The 20,341-nt window shown below is 32.4% G+C and carries 19 protein-coding genes; 1 reads left to right on the top strand and 18 read right to left on the bottom strand.

Features of this window, described 5'->3' with window-relative positions; all coding sequences use genetic code 11:
- Nucleotides 1–7: 7 nt before the first annotated feature.
- The 10 genes from rfbB to B0A64_RS04755 form a co-directional block, all read right to left on the bottom strand.
- Nucleotides 8–1,054, bottom strand: coding sequence for a dTDP-glucose 4,6-dehydratase (gene rfbB, locus B0A64_RS04800; RefSeq protein WP_089478388.1), 1,047 nt, complete (start codon nucleotides 1,052–1,054; stop codon nucleotides 8–10).
- A 12-nt stretch (nucleotides 1,055–1,066) separates the two neighbouring features.
- Nucleotides 1,067–2,074, bottom strand: a complete 1,008-nt coding sequence (locus B0A64_RS04795) for a mannose-1-phosphate guanylyltransferase (protein WP_089478387.1) — start codon at nucleotides 2,072–2,074, stop codon at nucleotides 1,067–1,069.
- Between the two features lie 32 nt (nucleotides 2,075–2,106).
- The gene (locus B0A64_RS04790; RefSeq protein WP_165769763.1) at nucleotides 2,107–3,420 is read right to left on the bottom strand and encodes a nucleotide sugar dehydrogenase; all 1,314 of its coding nucleotides are present in this window, start codon (nucleotides 3,418–3,420) and stop codon (nucleotides 2,107–2,109) included.
- 270 nt (nucleotides 3,421–3,690) lie between these two features.
- Entirely contained in the window at nucleotides 3,691–4,158 is a 468-nt protein-coding gene (locus tag B0A64_RS04785; RefSeq protein WP_089478386.1) for a UpxY family transcription antiterminator, read from the bottom strand.
- An 84-nt stretch (nucleotides 4,159–4,242) separates the two neighbouring features.
- Complete coding sequence (locus B0A64_RS04780) at nucleotides 4,243–5,634, bottom strand: UDP-glucose 6-dehydrogenase (protein WP_089478385.1); 1,392 nt, start codon at nucleotides 5,632–5,634, stop codon at nucleotides 4,243–4,245.
- 27 nt (nucleotides 5,635–5,661) lie between these two features.
- On the bottom strand, nucleotides 5,662–6,645 hold the full coding sequence (locus B0A64_RS04775; protein WP_089478384.1) for an SDR family oxidoreductase: 984 nt from the start codon (nucleotides 6,643–6,645) through the stop codon (nucleotides 5,662–5,664).
- 9 nt (nucleotides 6,646–6,654) lie between these two features.
- Nucleotides 6,655–9,105 (bottom strand): polysaccharide biosynthesis tyrosine autokinase, encoded by a 2,451-nt coding sequence (locus tag B0A64_RS04770; protein ID WP_089478383.1) that lies wholly within the window; start codon nucleotides 9,103–9,105, stop codon nucleotides 6,655–6,657.
- 15 nt (nucleotides 9,106–9,120) lie between these two features.
- Nucleotides 9,121–9,915: a polysaccharide biosynthesis/export family protein gene (locus B0A64_RS04765; protein ID WP_089478382.1), complete on the bottom strand. Its 795-nt coding sequence runs from the start codon at nucleotides 9,913–9,915 to the stop codon at nucleotides 9,121–9,123.
- Between the two features lie 71 nt (nucleotides 9,916–9,986).
- Nucleotides 9,987–10,607 (bottom strand): recombination mediator RecR, encoded by a 621-nt coding sequence (recR, locus tag B0A64_RS04760; RefSeq protein ID WP_089478381.1) that lies wholly within the window; start codon nucleotides 10,605–10,607, stop codon nucleotides 9,987–9,989.
- 147 nt (nucleotides 10,608–10,754) lie between these two features.
- Nucleotides 10,755–11,120, bottom strand: a complete 366-nt coding sequence (locus B0A64_RS04755) for a CoA-binding protein (protein WP_089478380.1) — start codon at nucleotides 11,118–11,120, stop codon at nucleotides 10,755–10,757.
- A 151-nt stretch (nucleotides 11,121–11,271) separates the two neighbouring features.
- Between B0A64_RS04755 and B0A64_RS04750 the strand changes: the two genes are divergently transcribed.
- On the top strand, nucleotides 11,272–11,901 hold the full coding sequence (locus B0A64_RS04750; RefSeq protein WP_089478379.1) for a MarC family NAAT transporter: 630 nt from the start codon (nucleotides 11,272–11,274) through the stop codon (nucleotides 11,899–11,901).
- A gap of 76 nt (nucleotides 11,902–11,977) precedes the next feature.
- On the opposite strand, the gene ctlX is transcribed toward B0A64_RS04750, so the two are convergent.
- The 8 genes from ctlX to rpsD all read right to left on the bottom strand — a co-directional run bounded on the left by ctlX (nucleotide 11,978) and on the right by rpsD (nucleotide 20,329).
- Nucleotides 11,978–12,913, bottom strand: coding sequence for a citrulline utilization hydrolase CtlX (ctlX, locus tag B0A64_RS04745; RefSeq protein WP_089478378.1), 936 nt, complete (start codon nucleotides 12,911–12,913; stop codon nucleotides 11,978–11,980).
- A gap of 89 nt (nucleotides 12,914–13,002) precedes the next feature.
- On the bottom strand, nucleotides 13,003–13,917 hold the full coding sequence (locus tag B0A64_RS04740) for a dimethylarginine dimethylaminohydrolase family protein (RefSeq protein WP_089478377.1): 915 nt from the start codon (nucleotides 13,915–13,917) through the stop codon (nucleotides 13,003–13,005).
- A gap of 65 nt (nucleotides 13,918–13,982) precedes the next feature.
- Nucleotides 13,983–15,260, bottom strand: coding sequence for a citrate synthase (locus B0A64_RS04735; RefSeq protein WP_089478376.1), 1,278 nt, complete (start codon nucleotides 15,258–15,260; stop codon nucleotides 13,983–13,985).
- Nucleotides 15,261–15,415: 155 nt separating this feature from the next.
- A complete protein-coding gene (gene eno / locus B0A64_RS04730; RefSeq protein WP_089478375.1) occupies nucleotides 15,416–16,708 on the bottom strand; it encodes a phosphopyruvate hydratase in 1,293 nt (430 codons plus the stop codon).
- Between the two features lie 102 nt (nucleotides 16,709–16,810).
- Nucleotides 16,811–17,929, bottom strand: coding sequence for a glutamine-hydrolyzing carbamoyl-phosphate synthase small subunit (carA, locus tag B0A64_RS04725; RefSeq protein WP_089478374.1), 1,119 nt, complete (start codon nucleotides 17,927–17,929; stop codon nucleotides 16,811–16,813).
- 249 nt (nucleotides 17,930–18,178) lie between these two features.
- Nucleotides 18,179–18,673 (bottom strand): 50S ribosomal protein L17, encoded by a 495-nt coding sequence (gene rplQ / locus B0A64_RS04720; RefSeq protein WP_056245949.1) that lies wholly within the window; start codon nucleotides 18,671–18,673, stop codon nucleotides 18,179–18,181.
- Between the two features lie 36 nt (nucleotides 18,674–18,709).
- Complete coding sequence (locus B0A64_RS04715) at nucleotides 18,710–19,702, bottom strand: DNA-directed RNA polymerase subunit alpha (RefSeq protein ID WP_026109818.1); 993 nt, start codon at nucleotides 19,700–19,702, stop codon at nucleotides 18,710–18,712.
- 21 nt (nucleotides 19,703–19,723) lie between these two features.
- Nucleotides 19,724–20,329, bottom strand: coding sequence for a 30S ribosomal protein S4 (gene rpsD / locus B0A64_RS04710; RefSeq protein WP_089478373.1), 606 nt, complete (start codon nucleotides 20,327–20,329; stop codon nucleotides 19,724–19,726).
- Nucleotides 20,330–20,341: the final 12 nt, after the last annotated feature.

Below are 20,341 nucleotides of genomic sequence, written 5' to 3'. Positions count from 1 at the left end.
TTTTTGTTTATGAATATTGTTTTTGATAGTAATCTTTATAAGAACCCGAAGTTACGTTTTGTAACCATTCTTCATTATTCAGATACCAATTGATTGTTTTTTCTAAGCCTTCTTCAAAAGTAACAGAAGGCTTCCAACCCAATTCTTTATTAATTTTAGAAGCATCAATAGCATAACGCAAATCGTGACCAGGTCTGTCTTTTACATAAGTAATCAACTCTTGCGAAGTCCCTTCAACTCTTTTTAATTTCTGATCCATGATTTTACATAACAGCTTTACCAAGTCAATATTTTTCCATTCGTTAAAACCACCAATATTATACGTTTCATGATTTTTTCCTTCATGAAAAACCAAATCAATTGCAATAGCATGATCTTCTACAAAAAGCCAATCCCGTGTATAATTCCCATCTCCATAAACTGGTAATGGCTTATTATTGATTATATTATTAATAAAAAGAGGAATTAATTTTTCTGGAAAATGATACGATCCATAATTATTAGAACAGTTTGTTAAAACATATGGTAAACCATAAGTTTCACCATAAGCTCTTACAAAATGATCTGAACTTGCTTTAGAAGCTGAATATGGTGAATTAGGATCATAAGAAGTAGTTTCTGTAAAAAGACCTTCTGATCCAAGAGAACCATAAACTTCATCAGTACTAATGTGATAAAAGCGTTTATCCTCGAAATTTTCTTTCCACTGATTTTTAGCCGCATTTAATAAGTTCATTGTGCCAATTACATTTGTTTTTACAAATGATAACGGATCTTCAATAGAGCGGTCAACATGAGATTCTGCAGCTAAATGCAAAACCCCATCAAAATTATGTAACGAGAAAAGTTCATTTATAAAAGCTTCATCAACAATATCACCTTTTACAAATGTGTAGTTAGATTGATTCTCAATATCCTTAATGTTTTCTAAATTTCCTGCGTATGTCAAGGCATCTAAATTAAATATTTGATATTCAGGATATTTATTCACAAAACGTCTCACAACATGAGATCCAATAAAACCAGCTCCACCAGTAATAAGAATTTTTTTCATTTTAAATTTCAATTAATTTAATAAATCAGAATTTATCTTTTCCAACTCACTGTATATATCCTTTACATCTTGTGAATTTTCTTTTTGCAAAATTAGATTTGCGGTATCAGTATAAACAAAAATAGTGTTTTTTAGACCTAGAAAGGTTGTATGTTTACCTGAACCAATAACCATATTACCATTTTTGTCAATTGGATGATTTTTTGAAACTAAATAATCATACACGGATTCAAATGATCCTAAATCTGACCATGAAAAAGCAGCAGGAACTACCTTTATTTTTTTACTACGTTCCATTACCGCGTAGTCAATGCTGATTGATGGAATTTCTAATGATAAGTCAAAATCTAGAAAACCATTTTTACTTGCTTCCCAAACAGCTTTAGATTTTTCATAAACATCCGGTTGAAATTGTTTTAACTCCTCCAATAAAACACTTGCCTTAAAACAAAACATACCACTATTCCATAAAAAATTTCCTTTTGCAATAAACTCTTTCGCTGTAGTCTCATTAGGTTTTTCTCGAAATGATATCACCTTATCGCCTTTTGACTCTATATAACCATATCCGGTCTCTGGTTTGGTTGGAATAATTCCGAATGTAACAATAAATCCATCTTGCGCTTTTGAAATCGCTTCATCAATCGCTTTATTGTATTCCTCCATTTTACTAATAATATGATCCGAGGGTGTTACAATTAATATATCATTAGGGCTAGACGCAAATGCAGCAAAAGCAATAGCAGCTGCAGTATTACGGGGGGTAGCCTCAACTATATTTATGTATGAAGTTTGGGTTTTATCCATCACTTTTCCACTTAGATGATGGTTATCAACATTACCAACTACCATCACTTTATTCGCTAAATGACTGTTACGATCAACCGTCATTTCGAATAAAGATTTGTTTTCAAATATCTCCAGATATTGTTTAGGTTGACTTTTTCTTGAGAGCGGCCACAATCTGCTTCCCACTCCTCCTGTCAAAATTACATGTATGATTGAATTGTTTGTTTCCATTTTTCTTTAAATAAAAAAGAGACTTTTAACTACTATAATCTATTATCAGCTATTGTACCTAAAACTCCTTTTACGTCATATATTAAACTATTCTCTTTTTGTAAGTCCGAAAATTTCAGTTGTAAAAACTCAGTATGTGCAACTCCTAAAACTATAGCATCGAATTTTTCTTCTGGAAGAAAATTAACCGTTTTTAGTTTATATTCCTTTTTAACTTCTTCTGTATTAGCCAAAGGATCATAAATTGTAACCGATATTCCATACTCTTTTAATGCTTTTACAACATCTACAATTTTCGTGTTACGAACATCCGGGCAATTCTCTTTAAAAGTAATTCCTAGCATTAATAGATTTGCCCCATTAACCGAAATTCCTTTTTTAATCATAAGTTTCACTATTTGTGAAGCAACATACTCGCCCATGCTGTCATTTAAACGTCGTCCTGCTAAAATTATTTCCGGATGATATCCAAATTCCTGAGCTCTTTGTGCCAAATAGTATGGATCAACACCTATACAATGCCCTCCTACTAATCCTGGTTTAAATGGCAGGAAATTCCATTTTGTCGATGCTGCAGCCAAAACTTCCTGCGTATCAATATTCATTAAATTGAATATTTTAGCCAGTTCATTTACAAAAGCAATATTAATATCGCGTTGTGAATTTTCTATAACCTTAGCAGCTTCTGCCACTTTTATTGAAGGTGCTAAATGTGTTCCTGCAGTAATAACAGATTTATATAACGCGTCAACTTTTACACCAATTTCCGGAGTCGATCCTGAAGTTACTTTCAAAATCTTTTCAACAGTATGTTCTTTATCTCCGGGGTTTATTCTTTCAGGAGAATATCCTGCATAGAAATCTTGGTTAAATTTCAAACCAGAAACTCTTTCTAAAACCGGAACACATTGTTCTTCTGTAACACCTGGATAAACAGTTGACTCATAAATTACGATATCTCCTTTTTTTAATATTTTACCAACTGATTCACTCGACTTATATAAAGGAGTCAAATCAGGACGATTATTTTTATCAACCGGAGTAGGGACCGTAACTATAAAATAGTTACAATCTGCAATATCGTTCAAAGAGGTTGTACAGTACAATCCAACTTTCGAATTAGCATTATTGACTAAAACCTTTTGCAAAGTCTCATCATCTACTTCTAATGTTGTGTCTGTACCTGATTTTAAAGATGACACTCTTGTCTCGTTAATATCAAAACCTATAACTGAATATTTAGTTGCAAATAATCTAGCCAAAGGCAAACCAACATAACCTAAACCAATAATGGCAATTTTTATGTTTTCAGTCAATTTGTAATCTTTTTTTTCAATTTCAGTCATAACAGTTCACGGCTTCGCCACTCTGAGTCACAAAGATTTGACACAGATACTCTAAAATTATTTTCGGCAAATATAACATATTAAGTCAATTTATTCAATACGGTTTCCCGTAATACAGCGAAAACAAACTATTAAACAACAATAATGCATACCAATGCATTATTAATCAGTCTGTAAAAATTTACATTATAAAAAAAAACAGAAAACAAAATCTCTATTAGGAGAAATTTTACCTTCTGTTTTACTACCAATAGTTATTATATAACTTAATTATTTATATTTTATTTTAAGAACGCAGCCTAAAGATTCAAGCACAAGAGTATAATATGTATTCGATATTTCCTGAACTATTGCATCTTGATTGCTAAAAGCTCCTGATTCTAATTTTATACGATCTCCAACTTGTATTGATGTCACCGAAATATCACTAATGTTTGTAGCCTCAAGACTCGTTTTTATCACATTGATTTCTTCATCACGAACAACTGCCGGCTTACCTAACCAGAACAAATATCGAATTACACCGGCAATTTGAAAAACAGAATTTCGATCAACATCTTCCAACTGGACAAATACATAAGAATTAAAAAGCGGTACTTCGATCTTTTTCTTTCTATCTGACCATTGCTTAACCTGAGTTATCAAAGGACAGTAGCACTCAATACCAATTTGACTAAGTTTTTCTGCAACTTTTTTCTCCCATTTGGGCTTTGTATAAACTACGTACCAGTTCTTCATTTTTCTTTATTATTGAAATAAAATCTTTAAACCAATTCTCTTCTATCCATTTCATATCAAACTTCACTTCAATGTTCTTTTTAACTACGAACCAATTCCTTTATAAATAAATCCAATTGATTCTAATTCTTTTGAATTTAATATATTTCTTCCGTCAAAAAGAAATGCTGGTTTATGCATCGAATCGTAAATTTTTTGCCAATTATAAGTTGTAAATTCATCCCATTCAGTCAAAATTGCAACTGCATGAGCTCCTTTACAAGCTTCATAAGCATTATCAAATATTGACAATGCTTTACTATTTTCCTCAACAGTTCTGGTTTCCAGATAATCCAAATCACTTAACATTTTATTTCTGGAAACCTTAGGGTCATAAACAGAAATTCTAGCCTGTTCATTTATCAAATCATCAGCAACATAAATTGCAGCAGATTCACGAGTATCATTTGTATCTTTTTTGAATGCCCATCCTAAAAAAGTAATTTTTTTATCAGCAACAGTATTATATAATGTCTGAACAATTTTATTTGAAAATCTTCTTTTTTGATGATCATTCATTATAATTACTTGTTCCCAATAATCAGCCACTTCATTCAATCCATAGGATTTTGCAATATAAACTAAATTTAAAATGTCTTTTTGAAAACAAGAACCCCCAAAACCAACTGATGCTTTTAGAAATTTTGAACCAATTCGACTGTCCATACCAATTGCTTTTGCTACTTCACTAACATCAGCACCTGTTTTTTCGCATAATTCAGACATTGCATTTATAGACGATATTCGTTGTGCTAAGAAGGCATTTGCCGTTAGTTTAGACAATTCTGATGACCAAACATTTGTCGTCAATATTTTATCCTTGTCAACCCAATTTGCATAAACATCAACTAAAGCGCTAATCGCCTCTTCGCCATCTGGTGTCGAATCTCCACCTATCAAAATTCGATCCGGATTTAATAAATCTGTAACAGCTGTTCCTTCGGCTAAAAATTCAGGATTTGATAAAATCTGAAACTGAACACCATTCCCTGTATTATCCAGAATACTTTTTATTGCTTCGGCTGTACGTACTGGCAAAGTCGATTTTTCGACTACAATTTTATTTTGCTTTGCTACCTTTGCTATTTGTCTGGCACAAAGTTCAATATATTTTAAGTCAGCTGCCATACCTTTTCCTTTTCCGTAAGTTTTGGTTGGCGTATTTACTGATATAAAAATTACCTGAGCTTCATCAATTGCTTTTTCAACATCTGTCGAAAAGAAAAGATTTCTACCTCTTGCTTCGGCTACTATTTCTGAAAGACCCGGTTCATAAATCGGAATATTATCTGTATTAGGATCATTCCAATCTTTTATTCTTTGTTCGTTCAAGTCGACAACAGTCACTTGAATGTTTGGACATTTTTGAGCAATTACTGCCATTGTCGGACCTCCAACATAACCTGCACCAATGCAACAAATTTTTGTAATTTTCATTTATCTACTATTATCTTGATCCTTATTTTATTTCAAATTATTCCAATACCAGCTTACCGCCTCTTTTAATCCTTTTTGTAAAGAATATTTAGGATTATAACCTAATATTGTTTTTGCTTTATCAATACTTGCCAATGAATGCGGAATATCTCCGGCTCTGTTTGCTCCATATACAATTTTTACATCTGCAATTTTTGAATCAAATTCAGCTAAATATTCTTTTAAATATCCTACCAAATCATTCAAAGTATTTCGATCGCCAAAAGCCGTATTGTAAACTGTATTAATTGCTTCCGGATTTTGACTTACCATAGCCAATTCATTCATTTGAATTACATTATCTATGTAAGTAAAATCCCTAGAATAATTTCCGTCACCATTAATCACAGGACTTTCATAATTCATTAGTTGCATAACGAACTTTGGAATCACCGCAGCATAAGCTCCATTTGGGTCTTGCTTGCGTCCAAAAACATTAAAATAACGCAATCCTATTGTTTCTAAACCATAGGTTCTGCTAAAAATCTCAGCATACAATTCGTTTACATATTTTGTAATAGCATACGGGGATAAAGGTTTTCCAATTACATCTTCTACTTTTGGTAATCCTTGAGAATCTCCATAGGTAGATGAACTAGCCGCATAAATAAAGCGTTTTACTTTTGCATCTCTGGAAGCTACTAACATATTCAAAAAACCGGAAACATTTACATCATTTGTCGTAACAGGATCGTTTATAGATCTTGGAACAGAACCTAAAGCGGCTTGATGCAAGACATAATCAACTCCTTCGACTGCCAGAATACAATCAGCAACGTTTCGAATATCGCCCTCAATTAATTTAAAATTAGAGTTATTTATGATGCCATTTAAATTATGACGATGTCCTGTCGAAAAATTATCCAGACAAACTACTTTATGACCTAATCCTAAAAAATATTCAACTAAGTTTGAACCAATAAAGCCTGCTCCACCTGTAATTAAAATTGTATTTTGAGTCGATACTTCCATTACTTCAAATTATTTTTTCTTGAATTTATTTAAAATTACCTTCCAGAAACTTAATTTTTCTTCCTCTTCATGATATCCGTTTGAATAAGCTCCATAACCGTACCCATAACCATAAGCTGTACCATATTTTGCTTTATTCTCATAACCATTTAGAACAATACTCGCATTGGTAAGCTCTCCTCGTTTTATCCTGGTATTTAGCAATGTAATCATATCTTTTTTGGTATAATTTTGCCTTACGATATAAAGCGTAACATCTGCGTATTGTGCCAGTTCCAGCGCATCTGATACTAATCCAACCGGAGGAGTATCAAGAACAATATAATCATATTTTTGCTTTAGCTCAATAATTAATTCCTTCATCGCATCACTTAAAATAAGCTCAGATGGATTTGGCGGGATTGGACCTGACAATATAACGTCAAGATTAGGAATTTGTGTTGCGTTTGTAATTTCAGCTAAACTATTTTGCTTAATCAAATAATTTACAACTCCTATTTGATTTTTTAAATTAAACTCATCTGACAATCTTGGTTTTCTTAAATCTAAACCAATAATGACCGTTTTCTTTTCGCTTAAAGCAAAAACAGTAGCAATATTAATAGAACAAAATGTTTTTCCTTCACCACTTATTGACGAAGTAATCATTAAAGTCTTTGAACCACTAACTTGCTGCTTTTTATACAAAAATTGCAATGAGGAACGAATCGTTCTAAAGGCCTCGGAAAGTGCTGATTTTGGTTTATCAAAAACTGCTAAATTCAAAGAATCTTTATTAATTCCAACAACACCAATTAATGGAATTTGGGTTAACTTACTAATATCATCTGCGTTTTGAATTGAATTATTTATGAAGAAAATTCCAAAAACAAACAACAAGGGCACCAATATTCCTAAAAACAAAGCCAATATATAATTTACAGAAGTTTTTGGACCAATTAATCCACCACCGATATCTTTTGCAGGATCAATAAAATGAATATCAGACAAATTAGAAGCTTTTACAATCTCTGCTTCATTTCTCTTCTTAAGAAATTCAGTATAAATATTATCACTTAAATCATACTTTCTCTGAATCTTTAATAATTCCTGTTGCTCTTCAGGAAGTCTTTTAACAGTACTTTCGGCTTGACCAATTTTAGCATTTACCATCGACAAATCATACATTAGCGATGATTTTGCAGACACAATGTTTTCCAGTAAAACGCTCTTCACAGCCTGCATTTGATTGTCAAAGTCTTTAAAAATCTTATCGCTTTTTACTGCATAAGCCATTTCTGATCTTTGAGTCGAAAGCGCAATAAGTTTCGATACATTGACTACAATATTTGGATCATCAATTCCGGCAACAGATGGCGCAGGCAATCGAGAATAATCAACACTATTATTTAGGTATGATTTTAAAGAATTGTAATAAGCGATTTTTCTTGTGACTTCATCTTTTTGAACATCAAAGTCCATTATTTTATCAGAAACCTTTGCTCCTCCTCCTTCAATTTCATAAATATTTTTATCTTTTCTGAATGATTTTAATTCTCCTCCGGTTTGTTTTAACTGCGATTCCATTGCAACAAGTGTGCTATCGATAAATCTGATGGTATTGGTTGCAAACTGATTTTTTCCGTCAAGCTGAATTTTGATTAACATTCTTACTGTCGAATTCAAATAATCGACCATTCTGGCTTTATTTGAACCTTGCATTCCTAACGTTAAGATAGAACCTCCTTTATCATCAGAACCAACTGTTACACCTCTATAACCTGATACCGTTCCGTCAAAATCATTGAATTTTACAAAATATTCGTTCCCTGTATACATACCGGGGTTATCATTTATTTGTAACTTCCAATTTAAAAAAGGTAATGAAACCTGTTCACCAACTTTATATTTCTTTACAAAAAGCTCTGTAGGCTGAACCGCAGTATTACTATATGAATTATTAGAATAGGTAATTAATGAAACCGAATTATTCTCGAAAGGAACTCGAATCTGATATTCATTTGGACTCAAAAATTTAATACCAATTAGCGTGTTTGCAAGTTGTCCTTTTGACTTATCAATATCTACATAAAAAGGCACCGCGCCATAAGAATCAATCAAATTGTATTTTCCTTGTACAAGGTAATCTATATAAAACTGCAACTTACTAACAACCATCTCATTATGAGATCTGGACTGTAATATGGTAGAGATCCCATTTACCTGATCTGAGATTCCACCCCAATTAAAAACCAAACTTGTATTTGATGTAAAAAAAGGATTACTCTCTTCTTTAATAGAAATCATTGTTTGCATTCCGTAAATTTTCTCTTTACGAATATTTACCTGATAAGCAATTGTAAATGCAATTATCAAACTAGCCAAAAACCATTTCCAATAACTTGCAATCTTTAACAAGAATCCTTTAAAATCAAAATTTGAATGATTTTCAAAAATGGAAAAATCTTTTATATCTAACATCTATTGAATTTAGTTTTAGTTTTTAAGCAACAAATAAACTGTTGTAGCCAGTGACAAAACAGTAATAATTGTAGTAATAGACTCTATACCTGTTTTTCCTGTTCCCCAAGTTTTTTGCTTAAGTGGTTTTACATAAACATAATCGTTAGGTTGCAAATAATAATAAGGAGATTTCATTACACTAAGATCTGTTAAATCTATATCATGCATTTGAACTCCTGTTGGGGATTGACGAATTATAGTTACTGCTTTTCTATTTCCGGTAATTGTTATATCGCCTGCATTTGCAATAGCTTCCATGATATTAACATGTTCCTGAAACAATGTTTTTGTACCTGTACTCCCTACCTCTCCATTTATAGTGTATCTAAATCCAGCTAATTTTACAGTAACAAATATATTAGCTTCACTCTTAAAATATTCTTCGAGTAATTTTTTTTCAATTATAATTCTGACTTCTTCAAGAGTATATCCTATTACATTGATTTCTCCTAAAATTGGCATTCTAATATTTCCGTGATCATCAACTGTAAATCCGTTAAAATACAAAGTCGATTCAGATTTTCCGGTTCCGGAGGAAGAGGTTTCTGTGGTATTAAAAATCGCGACTAATTTAGGGTCAATTGCCTTTATATCAATACTTAAAACATCATTTACCTGTAATCTATAAGGCTTAGATTCTACTGCCGCAACAGTATTTTGTTCTCCAGAAGTATTTTTATCTTGTAAATAGACTAAATCCTTTACGGGAATACAAGATGTAAATAAAACACTAATTAATAGCAATATATAAAAACCGTTCTTTGTCATTATTGAAATTTTATCGCAAATATAGCTTTTCCTTTAATCTTCAGAAAATCTAAGTTTTATTTGGGGTTTATTTAATTATTTTTGAAAGTTTTTTCAAACGGAACACGGTGTAAAATACTTCTTCCAAGTGTAATTTCATCTGCATATTCTAATTCGTCGCCAACAGATATCCCTCTGGCAATTGTCGAAATCACAATTTCTGATTCGGCAATTTGCTTATAAATATAAAAATTTGTTGTATCACCTTCCATTGTAGAGCTAAGTGCAAAGATAATTTCTATAACTTTCCCTGATTTTACTTTTTCAACTAAGCTTGAAATATTTAATTGGCTTGGGCCAACACCTTCAATTGGAGAAATTTTTCCGCCTAAAACATGATAAATCCCCTTATATTGACCTGTATTTTCTATAGCCATCACATCCCGAATATCTTCGACAACGCAAATGGTTTGATGATTCCGCGCTAAATTCGCACAGATTTCACAAACTTTTGTATCTGAAATATTATGGCAGCTTTCACAAAACTTTATATCCTGACGCATATTCAATAATGCCTGAGACAAAAAACCTGTTTGCTCTTTAGGTTGCTTTAATAAATGCAGCACCAATCGCAATGCCGTACGTTTGCCAATTCCCGGCAATTGCGACATTTCATTGACTGCCTTTTCTATTAGTTTTGATGAAAATTCCATGACAACAAAAGTAATACTTTTAATGGTTCTTTTTAGCCCCTATAGAAGTGGAAATCTTTTTATCTGCCAAAGAGAAAAAAGATTGAAACGGATTGCTTCGCCAATTTTCACTTTCAGGCTCAGGTGCGGGATTGGGTCCTGAAAAAATTAATATTGATTAGTCGCCAATAACACCAAAGTACAAGCAACTTCTGCTTTAATATTATTTAATTCCAATAGTTGATATAATTCCGGATTTTCGGTACCAGGATTAAAAACTACTCTTTTTGGTTGTGCTTCTATGATATAATTATAGTAATCACGCTGACGTGCAGGGTTTAAATACAATGTTACTGTATCTATATTTTTAACCGGAATAGCTTTTGTATAAATTTTTACACCAGCAACTTCACCTGTATTTTGACCAATTGCCAAAACAGTATGTCCTTTTTCAACTAACATATTTATAGCTCTAAAAGCGTAACGATCTGGTTTTGTAGTAGCACCCAGCACTAAAGTTTTTTTATTTTTCATCATTTTTAAATATGCTACAAAAGTAATCAAAAAGAATGAGCTTAGTTTAGGTTATTGATTTAGAAATTATAACAATAAAAATAATATCCTCACATGAATTTGCTTTCAGGTATCAAAAAATAACTATTTTTACTTCACTAACTAAAACAATATGGATTTATTCATTTATTTATTTGCCGCTCTTTTTTCAGTATTAAATCCAATTGGTACAGTTCCTATTTTTGTTGGACTTACTCAACACGATTCGCAGGAGGAGCGTTCCCGAATTTCGCTTTGGACTGCTATAAACGTTTTTATCATTTTGATCGTTTCCTTTTTTATTGGTCAATATGTCCTGAGTTTTTTCGGAATTAGTATTGACGCTCTTAGAATTGCCGGAGGAATTGTAATTGTAAATTCAGGATTTTCATTACTTTCAGGAAAAATCAATAAGAAACGGGGAATCAACAAAAAAATTGAAACCGACGCACAACAACGTAATGATATTGCATTAACTCCATTAGCAATCCCTATGTTAGCTGGTCCCGGATCAATTTCTTTACTTATTGCTTTTCATCAGGAACATCACGGAATGGAAGAAGTGATTTTTTCTACTTTAGCAATTTTAGCTATTGCAGTTGCAATTTTTGCCATCTTGAAAAGCGCACATTATTTAGCAAGAATTCTTGGCGCCTCAGGAATTGTAGCAATATCCAGAATTGTTGGCTTTATCGTTATCTCGATCGGAATTCAATATATTGTAAGTTCGATCATTAATATAGTAAAAGGAAATTTGATGTAGATTTCATCTTACTTTATAACAAACAAAAGGGATAAAACATACGTTTTATCCCTTTTAGTTTATACTTGCAATAAATTTAGTTTCTAGGCAAAAACACTTCAGCCATCATACATCTGGCACTTCCACCTCCGCAAGCTTCAATAGTATCTAAACTTGAACTCAAAATTTGGGCGTGATTTTCTAATTGAGTAATTTGTTTTGGTGTTAAACTTTGATGTGCAGATGCACTCATAACGATATACTTCTTATCATTTGTCCCTCGAACTTCCAGCATATTTCCTGCAAAATTATTTACTTGAGCTTCTGTAATCAGAATAATTTCTTTTTTATCTGCTTTTAGGTTTTCAAGTACCATTTTGCGCTCTTTTTTATCATCTATACTATCTGCACAAATAACCGCAAAAGTTTCTCCTAAGCACATCATTACATTTGTATGATAAATTAATTTACGTTCTCCGTCTACAGTTTGAAAAGCTTCGAAAATAACAGGAGCATAATCAAAGTCTTCACAGAATTCAATAAATAATTCTTCATCAGCACGAGGAGACAATGCACAATATGCTTTCGCATTTGCTCTGTCTAATAACAAACTCCCAGTTCCTTCCAGAAAGAAACCATCTTCTTCTGCTGACGTGTAATCCATTATATTATTAATCTCAAAACCTTTATCTTCGAGAGTATCTAAAATATCTTCGCGACGTTCCTGACGACGATTTTCTGCAAACATTGGATAAAGAGCTACGTCACCATTTTCATGAAACGAAACCCAATTGTTTGGAAAAATACTATCAGGCGTATCTGTTTCTAAATTATCATCTATAACTGTAACATCTACTCCAACTGTTCTCAATTTTTCTACAAAAACATCAAATTCTTGCTGTGCTTTCGCATTTACTGTACTTGGTAAAAGCCCGTCTAATACTTTTTGGTAATAATTATTTACAGCAGTTTGCTCATTCATTCTAAAAGCAACTGGTCGAATCATTACAATTGCATTGGTTGTTTGTTTCATTTTGTATGTTTTTTTTATTTCAAGTTTCAAGTTTCAGGTTACAGCAACGTGAAATCTGAAACTTGAAACTTGAAACCTCAAACAATTATTTAGTCTCTAATTAATGGTAAAGTTGAACATCTTAATAAACCTTCTTGTTTGGCAATTTCAGCATAAGGAATTTCTTCAACAGTAAAACCACGTGCACGCAACCAATTATTTAATCTGGTAAAGTTTTTCTCCGAAACTACTACATTTTCATCGATAGAAAATACGTTTGAAAACATATTATACATTTCATTTCTTTCGATATGAAATAAATTTTCTTTCCCGAAAAGATTAACTAAATACAAATAATCCGCTTCTTCACGGAAACCTCTTTTATAAATAATTCCTTTATCTTTTCCAACAGGTTGAAAACAACAATCTAAGTGCAAAGCATTGTCGCGAGCTTCTAATTTAGATTTAACTAAATCGAACTCTTTAACAATTTTATTTGGAAACAATTCTTTAATAAAATTAACACCGTGCATATTTGTTCTTGCCGTAATGTAATCTTTATAATCACTTCCTTTATAAGTTCCAATAAAGATATGATCGTTCCAAAGCATAACATCTCCACCTTCTATATGAACTTCCTCTGGTGGACGAACTACTTTTAAAGGGTTTATTTGATCGATGATATATTGAATTGCATCTAACTCACGCTCTCTATCCGGTAGAATATTAGATTTTACAAAAGTATCATCTATAACAAAACCAATATCTCTCGCAAAAATCTGATTGTAATTTTCAATCATTTCGGGACGATAAACTTTTACATCATATTTTTGAAAAACAGAATTAAAAGCGTCCATTTCAGCAATCATATCTTCTTCAACAGGATAAGTACCTGCTTTAATATGTTCCAATGATTTAGGATCATAAGCCTCGTCTAAAGATGGAGTTGGCCCATTATGAACAGCAGAACCTAAAACTACAGCGCGCAGTCTTGACGTTTCGTTCTTTATATTTAATTGCAACATAACTTTATTATATTTTGCCCAAAGATAAAAAAAGCTTCACAGTTAAGTGAAGCTTTAAAATATTTTTATTTGTTCGACTTAAAGTCTCTCAGCGGATGCCCTGTGTAAATTTGTCTTGGTCGACCAATTGGTTCTTTATTTTCACGCATTTCTTTCCATTGCGCAATCCAGCCTGGTAATCTTCCAATAGCAAACATTACTGTAAACATATCAGTAGGAATCCCCAATGCTCTGTATATTATTCCAGAATAGAAATCTACGTTTGGATACAAGTTTCTTGATTTGAAATACTCATCTTCTAAAGCAGCTGATTCTAATTTTTTAGCAATTTCTAAAATAGGATCTTCAACACCTAAAGTATCTAATACTTCTTTAGCAGCTTTTTTAATAATTTTTGCTCTTGGATCAAAGTTTTTATAAACTCTGTGGCCAAATCCCATTAAACGGAAAGGATCGTTTTTATCTTTTGCTTTGGCTAAGAATTTATCCGTGTCTCCTCCATCCTTGTTAATTTCTTCCAACATTTCAAGCACAGCTTGATTTGCACCACCATGAAGAGGTCCCCAAAGTGCAGAAACTCCAGCAGAAATCGAAGCAAATAAACCTGCATGAGATGAACCTACCATTCTTACTGTCGATGTAGAACAGTTTTGTTCGTGATCTGCATGAAGAATAAATAATTTATCTAATGCTGCAACAACCACAGGATTTGCTGAATAAGGTCCTGTAGGCAATTTAAACATTAACTGCATAAAATTATCTACATAACCCGTTGTGTTATCATAATAATTCAATGGATAACCCATAGTTTTTCTATAAGTCCAGGTTGCAATTACAAGAAACTTACCCATTGTTTTACAAATGGCTTCATACATCTCTTTTTCGTTATCTACATTAACTGCTTTTGGATTAAAAGCTGTCAAAGCACTTGTCAAAGCAGACAGAACTCCCATTGGATGGGCTGTTTTTGGGAATCCGTCAATGATATTTTTCATCTCTTCGTTTACCAAAGTATGTTTTTTAATACCATTTTCAAATTGTTCCAACTCTTGAGCTGTTGGTAATTCTCCAAAAATCAAAAGATAAGACACTTCTAAGAAACTAGCTTTTTCAGCAAGATCTTCGATTGAATATCCTCTGTAACGCAAAATTCCTAATTCTCCATCTAAGAATGTGATTTCACTCGTACAAGATCCAGAATTCTTATATCCTGGGTCTAGGGTAATAATACCCGTTAAATCACGTAATTTGTTAATATCGATAGCTGATTCATTTTCGCTCCCCGTGATTACCGGAAGTTCAATTTTTTGACCATCTACTTCTAATGTAGCTATTTTTGACATAATATATCGGAAATAAATCTTTAAAATAATAATTTATCAAATCTAAGGAATTTAAGACTAATTAAAAAAAGAATCCTGCTATGAATTTGTTAAAACTCCAAAAAAAAACCATCCGCCGCGGCGGATGGTTTAAATTTAATATATAACTCTTACAATTATTTAATCTTAAAAGCGTTTAATCCAGGAAAATAAGCAGTACTTCCTAACTCTTCCTCAATTCTTAATAATTGATTGTATTTTGCCATACGATCAGAACGAGACGCAGAACCTGTTTTAATTTGACCACAGTTTAAAGCTACCGCTAAATCAGCAATAGTATTATCTTCTGTTTCTCCCGAACGGTGAGACATTACTGAAGTATATCCAGCATTTTTAGCCATATTTACAGCTGCAATAGTCTCTGTTAAAGTACCAATTTGGTTCACTTTTACTAAAATTGAATTAGCAATTCCTTTTTCAATTCCAGTTGACAGACGCTCCACATTAGTTACAAATAAATCATCTCCTACTAATTGAACTTTATGTCCAATTTTTTCAGTAAGAAGTTTCCATCCATCCCAGTCATTTTCATCCATTCCATCTTCAATAGAAATAATTGGATATTTAGCCACTAATTCAGCCAAATATTCTACTTGTTCAGCAGAAGATCTTACTTTACCTGTTTCTCCTTCAAATTTAGTATAATCGTATTTACCGTTTACATAAAATTCAGCAGAAGCACAGTCAAGAGCAATCATAATTTCGTCACCAAAAGTATATCCTGCATTTTCAACTGCTTTTTTGATAGTATCCAAAGCATCTTCAGTACCACCAGCCAAGTTTGGAGCAAAACCACCTTCGTCACCTACAGCGGTACTCAAACCTCTGTCATGTAATACTTTTTTTAAACTATGGAAAATTTCAGTTCCCATTTGCATAGAGTGAGAAAAAGATGTTGCCTTTACAGGAAAAATCATAAACTCCTGAAACGCAATAGGAGCATCAGAGTGAGAACCTCCATTGATGATGTTCATCATTGGCACAGGTAATGTATTAGCAGAAACTCCACCTACATATCTGTATAAAGGTAATCCAAGTTCATTTGCAGCAGCTTTTGCAGCAGCCAAAGAAACTCCTAAAATAGCATTAGCACCTAATTTAGATTTATTTGGAGTACCATCTAAATCAATCATTAACTGATCAATTGTATTTTGTTCGAAAACAGAAGTTCCAACTAATTCTTCAGCAATAACAGTATTTACATTGTTCACTGCATTCAAAACTCCTTTTCCTAAGAAAGCTTTTCCTCCGTCACGTAATTCAACAGCCTCATGTTCTCCAGTTGAAGCTCCTGATGGAACAGCAGCTCTTCCTAAAACTCCATTTTCAGTAATAACATCAACTTCAATAGTAGGATTACCTCTAGAGTCAAAAATTTGTCTTGCGTGAACTTTTATTATAATACTCATTATTTTTGTTTTTTATTAATAAATTATAAATATTTTTCGAAATTATAAAAATATTTAATATTAAATACCACATTTAACAATTAAACACCTTTATTTTATTAACTATATCGTTTTAGCAGAAGCTTGTTTTATATTCTCAACAAACTGATCGAATAAATAAGAAGAATCGTGTGGTCCGGGACTAGCTTCCGGATGATATTGAACTGAAAAGCAGTTTTTACTTTTCATTCTCATTCCCGCGACAGTTCCATCATTTAAATGCAAATGTGTAATTTCTAAATCCGGATGATTATCCAATGCTTCTTTGTTAACAGCAAAACCATGATTTTGAGAAGTAATCTCTCCTTTACCGGTAATAAGATTTTTAACCGGGTGATTTATACCTCTGTGACCATTAAACATTTTATAGGTTTGAACACCATTTGCAAGAGCAATAACCTGATGCCCTAAGCAAATTCCAAATAAAGGATTATCATTCGCCAAAATTTCCTTTGCTACTTCAATTGCTCCAAAAAGCGGATCTGGATCCCCAGGACCATTTGATAAGAAATATCCATCTGGATTAAATTCGGCTAAATCTTTATAAGTAGAGTTATATGGGTAAACTTTAATATAACAATCTCTCTTAGCAAGATTTCTTAAGATATTCTTTTTTATTCCTAAATCTAAAGCAGAGATTTTGTATGTAGCATTTTCATCACCAAAAAAATAAGGCTCAGTAGTTGATACTTTTGAAGCCAACTCTAAACCTTCCATGTTTGGCACATTGGCCAATTCTTTTTTCAAATCTTCAACTGAAGTTCCATCCGTACAAATAACAGCATTCATCGCACCATTATCACGAATATAGCTTACCAATGCTCTGGTATCAACATCAGAAATACAGATTAGATTTTGTTTAATAAAATAATCTTCTAAACTTCCTGAAGAATCTTCTCTCGAATAATTAAAACTAAAGTTTTTACAAACTAAACCTGCAATTTTGATACTGTCAGATTCAACTTCTAAATCATTGACACCATAATTTCCAATATGAGGATTAGTTGCAACCATAATTTGACCAAAATACGAAGGATCTGTAAAAATCTCCTGATATCCAGTCATTCCAGTATTAAAACAAACTTCTCCAAAAGTCTTACCGCTAATTCCGATAGATTTTCCGTGAAAAATAGTTCCATCACTTAGTAATAAAATGGCGCTTTGTCGTGTAGTGTATTTCATTATTTAATTTGTATTGTTTTTTTAATTGTTTCATGAAACCCGCTTTGCTAATTTCATTTGTAATTAGATATTTTGCAAATTTACTTCTTTAAAAGAGTGCTTCCAAGATTTTTTAAAAATTTCATTCATAAAAATAAAACCTTATTATCAAAAAAAGTTAAATTTTAAACCCTTTAAAAAAAACCAAAAAAAAAGGATAAACTAAAAATTAGCTTATCCTTGATTTCTATAGAATCATTACTTTCATAATTATTCAGAAGCTTCAGTAGTCGATTCTGATTCAGCAGCTGGAGCTTCTGGAGTAGTCCCTTCAGCTTCTTTCTTTGCTTTACCACCACGACGGCTTTTAGCTTTTTTAACTTCTTTTTTACCTCCATTGTAAAGTTCATTGAAATCTACAAGTTCGATCATTGCCATATCAGCATTATCTCCCAAACGATTTCCAACTTTAATGATACGAGTGTATCCACCTGGACGGTCTCCAACTTTAGCAGCTACGTCTCTGAATAAATCAGTTACCGCATATTTGCTACGTAAGTAAGCAAAAACAATACGACGATTGTGAGTCGTATCTTCTTTTGATTTTGTGATTAAAGGCTCAACGAATTGTTTAAGCGCTTTAGCTTTAGCAACAGTAGTGTTAATACGTTTGTGCTCAATAAGAGAACAAGCCATATTAGCCAACATAGCTTTTCTATGTCCAGTCTGTCTGCTTAAGTGATTGAATTTTTTTCCGTGTCTCATTGCTATTTTAAATTTAATCCGCCGTGGCGGATTGAATTATTCTTTATCTAATTTGTATTTAGCTAAGTCCATTCCGAAAGTTAAATTTTTAACCGCTACAAGTTCATCTAGCTCTGTTAAAGATTTTTTACCAAAATTACGGAATTTCATTAGGTCATTTTTATTGAACGATACTAAATCACCAAGTGTATCAACTTCAGCCGCTTTCAAGCAATTTAATGCTCTCACAGATAAATCCATATCAACAAGCTTAGTTTTAAGCAATTGTCTCATATGCAATGACTCTTCATCATACGATTCTGTTTGTGCAATTTCGTCAGCCTCGAGTGTAATTCTTTCGTCAGAAAATAACATGAAGTGGTGAATTAAAACTTTAGCAGCTTCAGTAAGAGCATCTTTTGGATTAATAGATCCATCAGTTTTGATTTCAAAAACTAATTTCTCGTAATCTGTTTTTTGCTCAACACGGAAGTTTTCAATTGCGTATTTTACGTTTTTTACCGGAGTAAAAATAGAGTCAGTAAAAATAGTACCAATTGCAGCGTTCTGTTTTTTGTTCTCCTCAGCAGGCACATATCCTCTACCTTTTTCGATTGTTAAATCGAAGTTCAATTTGATTTTAGAATCTAAATTACAGATAACAAGGTCTGGATTCAAAACTTGAAAACCTGAAATAAATTTTTGAAAATCACCTGCTGTTAATTGATCTTTACCAGAAACAGAAATTGTAACTGCTTCATTATCGATATCTTCAATTTGACGTTTGAAACGTACTTGTTTTAGATTAAGGATAATTTCGGTAACATCTTCAACAACACCTGAAATAGTAGAAAACTCATGATCTACACCTTCGATACGAACAGATGTAATTGCATAACCTTCTAATGCTGAAAGCAAAACTCTTCTAAGTGCATTACCAACTGTCAATCCATAACCAGGTTCTAAAGGTCTAAATTCGAATTTACCTTCAAAATCGGTTGAATCGATCATGATAACTTTATCGGGCTTTTGAAAATTAAATATTGCCATAAATTTCGACTAAGTCAATTATTATTTGTTGTACAACTCTACGATTAATTGTTCTTTAATGTTTTCTGGAATTTGAAGTCTCGCAGGTACAGAAACAAAAGTTCCTTCTTTAAGATCTTGATTCCAAGTAATCCATTCATAAACATGACTTGAATTTGATAAAGAACGTTCGATAGCTTCTAAAGATTTAGATTTTTCACGAACTGCAACTTTATCACCAGGTTTAAGGTGGTAAGAAGCGATATTTACAACTTCACCATTTACAGTAACGTGTCTGTGAGAAACTAATTGTCTAGCACCTCTTCTAGAAGGAGCGATACCCATTCTAAAAACAACGTTATCTAATCTTGCTTCACATAATTGTAAAAGAACTTCACCAGTAACACCTTTAGTAGCTGATGCTTTTTTGAATAAATTTCTGAATTGTTTTTCTAAAATTCCGTAAGAATATTTAGCTTTTTGCTTTTCCATTAACTGAACAGCGTACTCAGATTTTTTACCTCTTTTTTTAGCCATCCCGTGTTGTCCAGGTGGGTAATTTCTTTTTTCGAAAGATTTGTCATCTCCGAAGATTGCTTCGCCAAATTTACGAGCAATTCTAGTTTTTGGACCAGTATATCTTGCCATTTCTAAAAAATT

The sequence above is a fragment of the Flavobacterium araucananum genome (assembly GCF_002222055.1).
Taxonomy (GTDB): Bacteria; Bacteroidota; Bacteroidia; order Flavobacteriales; family Flavobacteriaceae; genus Flavobacterium; species Flavobacterium araucananum.
The sequence above is the reverse complement of the archived record's forward strand: the minus strand, read 5'-3'. Positions and strand labels throughout refer to the sequence as shown.